This is a genomic window from Mycobacterium sp. (genome assembly GCF_025933915.1).
GTDB lineage: Bacteria > Actinomycetota > Actinomycetes > Mycobacteriales > Mycobacteriaceae > Mycobacterium.
This window is the reverse complement of record NZ_JAICZA010000240.1, coordinates 1-5,025: the sequence shown is the minus strand read 5'-3', so window position 1 is coordinate 5,025 and position 5,025 is coordinate 1. Positions and strand designations below refer to the sequence as shown.

The 5,025-nt window shown below is 65.9% G+C and carries 3 protein-coding genes and 1 pseudogene; all 4 read left to right on the top strand.

The window, feature by feature from the left end; all coding sequences use genetic code 11:
• Positions 1-167, top strand: a pseudogene (locus tag Q0W90_RS24530) (inv protein); the annotation flags it as partial.
• Positions 168-322: 155 nt separating this feature from the next.
• The gene (locus tag Q0W90_RS23100) at positions 323-2,500 is read left to right on the top strand and encodes an acyltransferase family protein (protein ID WP_297776874.1); all 2,178 of its coding nucleotides are present in this window, start codon (positions 323-325) and stop codon (positions 2,498-2,500) included.
• A gap of 60 nt (positions 2,501-2,560) precedes the next feature.
• Positions 2,561-4,762: a glycogen debranching protein GlgX gene (gene glgX / locus Q0W90_RS23095; protein WP_297776871.1), complete on the top strand. Its 2,202-nt coding sequence runs from the start codon at positions 2,561-2,563 to the stop codon at positions 4,760-4,762.
• Positions 4,763-4,765: 3 nt separating this feature from the next.
• Positions 4,766-5,025: alpha-amylase family glycosyl hydrolase (locus tag Q0W90_RS23090; RefSeq protein ID WP_297776868.1), on the top strand; the 260-nt coding region annotated here is incomplete at its 3' end.

Here is a 5,025-nt window from a genome sequence, read left to right as displayed (position 1 = left end):
CCCAGCAGGCACCGCTGCAACAGGCCCCGACCCAGCAGGCGCCGCTACAGCAGGTGCCGACACAGCAGGCGCCCCTGCAGCAAGTCCCGACGCAACAGGCCCCGTTGCAGCAGCTGCCCGCCCAGCAGGCGCCGTTGCAGCCGGCCGGCGCCGGTCTCACGCGGTAATTTCCCGGCCGTTCCCGGTCGTCCGACACCCGCCGCTTGCTCCCCCGCCGCCCGGCGCGGAAACGTGCGGAAACGTTCAGTGACCCGCTGAACGGCCTTCCCGCGGCGCGCGGTCAGGAGCGAGTGGCGGGTTTTGGGTAAATTAGCGGTCGATCATGCAGACCCTGACACGCTCTCCTTCACCGGTCGCCCCCGCCGATCCGGGCACTGCGGGGGCGCGTACCAAGGCGACGCGGGGGTTCTATCGCTACGACCTCGACGGCCTGCGGGGCATCGCGATCGCCTTGGTCGCCGTGTTCCACGTCTGGTTCGGCCGGGTCTCCGGCGGCGTCGACGTGTTCTTGGCGCTGTCCGGATTCTTCTTCGGCGGCAAGATCATTCGGGCCGCGTTGAACCCGGCGGTTACCCTGTCGCCGGTGGCGGAGGTGACCCGGCTCGTCCGTCGCCTCGTTCCGGCCTTGGTCGTCGTGCTGGCGGGTTGCGCGGCGCTCACCATCCTGGTTCAGCCGGAGACCCGCTGGGAGACCTTCGCCGACCAAAGCCTGGCCAGCCTCGGCTACTACCAGAACTGGGAGTTGGCCAACACCGCCTCCGACTACCTGCGGGCGGGCGAGGCCGTCAGCCCGCTGCAGCACATCTGGTCGATGTCGGTGCAGGGCCAGTTTTACGTCAGCTTCCTGATATTGATCGCCGGCCTGGCCTACCTGTTCGGGCGTGCGCCGGGCACCCGGCCGCGGACCGTGTTCGTGGTGGCGCTGAGCGCATTGACGGTGGCATCGTTCGTCTACGCGATCGTCGCGCATCAGGAGAATCAGACGGCCGCCTATTACGACAGCTTCGCTCGGGGATGGGAGTTGTTGCTGGGAGCGCTGGTCGGCGCGCTGGTCCCCCGCATCCGCTGGCCCATGTGGTTGCGCACGGTGTTGGCGACGGTCGCGCTGGGCGCCGTGCTGTCCTGCGGGGCGCTGATCGACGGCGTGCGGGAGTTCCCCGGCCCGTGGGCCCTGGTGCCGGTCGGCGCCGCCATGCTGCTGATCCTCGTCGGAGCCGGCCTGACGGGCGATCGTGGCGCCGACGGCCGATTGCCACTGCCTAATCGGCTGCTGGCGACGCGCCCGCTCGTCGAGCTGGGCGCCATGGCGTATTCGCTTTACCTCTGGCACTGGCCCCTGCTGATCTTCTGGCTGTCCTACAGCGGCCATAAGCACGCCACCTTCATCGAAGGCGCGGTGCTGCTGCTGGTTTCCGGTGCGCTGGCGTATCTGACCAACCGGCTCGTCGAGGACCCGCTGCGCTACCGCGCATCCTCGAAACCGGCCCCCCGGCCGACGGCGCCGACGACCGCGTGGCTGACCCGCCTGCCGAAGCCGACGCTGGTGCTGGGATCGGCGGTCGTGCTGCTCGGCGTGACCCTGGCCGCAACGTCGTTCACGTGGCGTCAGCACGTCACGGTGTTGCGGGCGGCCGGCACGGAGCTCAGCGTCCTCAACCCGCAGGACTACCCCGGCGCGCGCGCCCTGACCGAACACGTGCGGGTGCCGGCGTTGCCGATGCGGCCCACCGTCTTGGAGGTCAAGAAAGACCTGCCGGCCTCGACCAAGGACGGTTGCATCAGCGACTTCGTCAACCCGGCGGTGGTCAACTGCACCTACGGCGATGCGGCCGCCGAGCGGACGATCGCGCTGGCGGGCGGGTCGCATGCCGAGCATTGGCTGCCCGCGCTGGACATTCTGGGCAACCTGCATCACTTCAAGGTCGTGACATATCTCAAGATGGGCTGCCCGCTGTCGACCGAGCAGGTCCCGCTGATCATGGGCAACAACGCCGCCTACCCGCAGTGCCGCGAGTGGGTGCAGGAGACGATGACCAAACTGGTCACCGACCGGCCCGACTATGTCTTCACCACCACCACCCGGCCGTGGAACATCAAGACCGGCGACGTGATGCCCGCCACCTATATCGGGATCTGGCAAACGTTGTCCGACAACAACATTCCCATCCTCGGGATGCGAGACACCCCGTGGCTGGTGAAGAACGGCCAGCCGTTCGACCCGGCGGATTGCCTGGCCAAACGGGGCGCCACCACGCAGTCATGCGCGATCAAGCGGTCCGACCTGCTCTCCGACCACAACCAGACACTCGACTTCGTCACCCAGTTCCCCCAGCTCAAGGTGCTCGACATGTCGGACGCGATCTGCCGCACCGACGTCTGCCGACCGGTCGAGGGGAACATCCTGGTCTATCACGGTGCCCACCACCTGTCCCCCACGTACGTGCGGACCATGGCAGCTGAGCTGGGCCGCCAGATCGCCGAGAACACCGGCTGGTGGTGAGCGCCTTCGCGGACGGCCGTCACGTTCGTGAGCGCCCTGCGGCGCGGATAAGGTCGAAAGGTGCCAACCAACAATCCCGCTTCAGAATCAGGCGGTAATCAACAACCCAAACTCGCGACCGTCTGGCCGGGAAACCCCTATCCGCTCGGAGCGTCCTACGACGGCGCAGGCACCAACTTCTCTCTGTTCTCCGAAATCGCCGAAAAGGTCGAGCTGTGTCTGATCGACCACCGAGGCGACGAGTCACGGATTCCCTTGGAGGAGGTGGACGGATATGTCTGGCACGCGTATCTACCGAACATCAACCCGGGCCAGCGCTACGGGTTTCGCGTCTACGGCCCCTTCGACCCGGCTGCCGGTCACCGCTGTGATCCCAGCAAGCTGTTGCTCGACCCGTACGGGAAGGCTTTTCACGGCGATTTCACGTTCGGCCAGGCGCTGTTCTCCTACGACCTGAAGGCTGTCGAGCCGGAGGGCCCCAACGCCGACGGGACCGACCCCGGAACCCCGCCCATGATCGACTCGCTGGGCCACACCATGACCAGCGCGGTGAGCAATCCGTTTTTCGACTGGGGATCCGACCGGGCGCCGCTGACCCCGTACCACGAAACGGTCATCTACGAGGCGCATGTCAAGGGCATGACCCAGAACCATCCCAGCGTCCCCGAGGAGCTCCGGGGGACCTATGCCGGCCTCGGCCACCCGGCGGTCATCGACCATCTCCAGTCACTCAGCGTCACCGCCATCGAGCTGATGCCGGTCCACCAGTTCATGCACGACTCGCGTCTACTGGACCTGGGGTTGCGAAATTACTGGGGCTACAACACGTTCGGGTTCTTCGCCCCGCACAACCAATACGCGGCCAACCGTAACTCGAGCGTCGCCGAATTCAAGTCCATGGTGCGCAGCTTCCACGAGGCGGGCATCGAGGTGATCCTCGACGTGGTGTACAACCACACCGCCGAGGGCAACCACCTCGGCCCGACCATCAACTTCCGCGGCATCGACAACGCCGCGTACTACCGCCTCGTCGACACCGACCTGCGGTTGTACAAGGACTACACGGGCACCGGCAACAGCCTCAACCCACGCCACCCGCACGTGCTGCAGCTGATCATGGACTCGCTGCGCTACTGGGTCTCCGAGATGCACGTAGACGGATTCCGCTTCGACCTGGCCGCGACGCTGGCCCGCGAACTGCACGACGTCGACCGATTGAGCGCGTTCTTCGATCTGGTGCAGCAGGATCCGATCGTCAGCCAGGTCAAATTGATCGCCGAACCGTGGGATGTCGGCGAGGGCGGTTATCAAGTCGGAAATTTCCCGGGTTTGTGGACCGAATGGAACGGGAAGTATCGCGATACTGTGCGCGATTACTGGCGGGGCGAGCCCGCAACCCTGGGTGAGTTCGCCTCCCGGCTGACCGGGTCGTCGGACCTGTACGAGGCGACCGGCCGGCGCCCCAGCGCCAGCATCAACTTCGTCACCGCGCACGACGGATTCACACTGGCCGACCTGGTGTCCTACAACGAAAAGCACAACATGGCCAACGGGGAGGACAACCGGGACGGGGAAAGCCACAACCGATCGTGGAACTGCGGCGTCGAAGGCCCGACCGACGACCCCGACATCACCGAGCTGCGCCGCCGCCAGATGCGCAACTTCTGGGCGACCCTGATGCTCAGCCAGGGCACGCCGATGATCGCCCACGGTGACGAGCTGGGTCGCACCCAGAACGGCAACAACAACGTCTACTGCCAGGACTCCGAATTATCTTGGATGGACTGGTCTTTGGTGGACAAGAACTCGGATCTGTTGGCGTTCGCGCGCAAGGTGACCACACTGCGCAAGAAACATCCGGTGTTTCGCCGGCGGCGTTTTTTCGAGGGCGGGCCGATCAGGACGGGCGACGAAGTCCGCGATATCGCCTGGCTGAACCCCAGTAGCCGGGAGATGACGCACGAGGATTGGGGCGAAAGTTTTCACAAGTGCGTGGCCGTTTTTCTCAACGGTGACGCCATCAGCGCGCCCAATGCCCGCGGGGAGCGAGTGGTCGACGACTCATTCCTGTTGTGTTTCAACGCCGGCGACGAACCGGTGGAGTTCTCGATGCCGCCCGACGACTATGCCCAGGAGTGGACGGTGGAGCTGGACACCAACGAAGCGGCGGGCCTCAAGGAGGGAGCCGATCAGGTGGTGACCGCCGAGGAGAAGGTGTCGCTGCCGTCGCGCTCGCTGCTCGTCTTGCGTAAGACTTTGTGACGCATGGATTTACCCATCCTGTCCACCTACCGGCTGCAGTTGCGTGGTGAATCGAGTGGCTCCGCGTTCACCTTCGCCGACGCGGAAAACCTGCTGGACTACCTGAACGACCTCGGGGTGACGCACCTGTACCTGTCCCCGATCATGACCGCGACCACCGGGTCGAGCCACGGCTACGACGTCACCGACCCCACGACGGTGTCCCCTGAGCTCGGCGGCCGTGACGGCCTGGCCCGGCTGTCGGCGGCGGCCCGGGCGCGTGG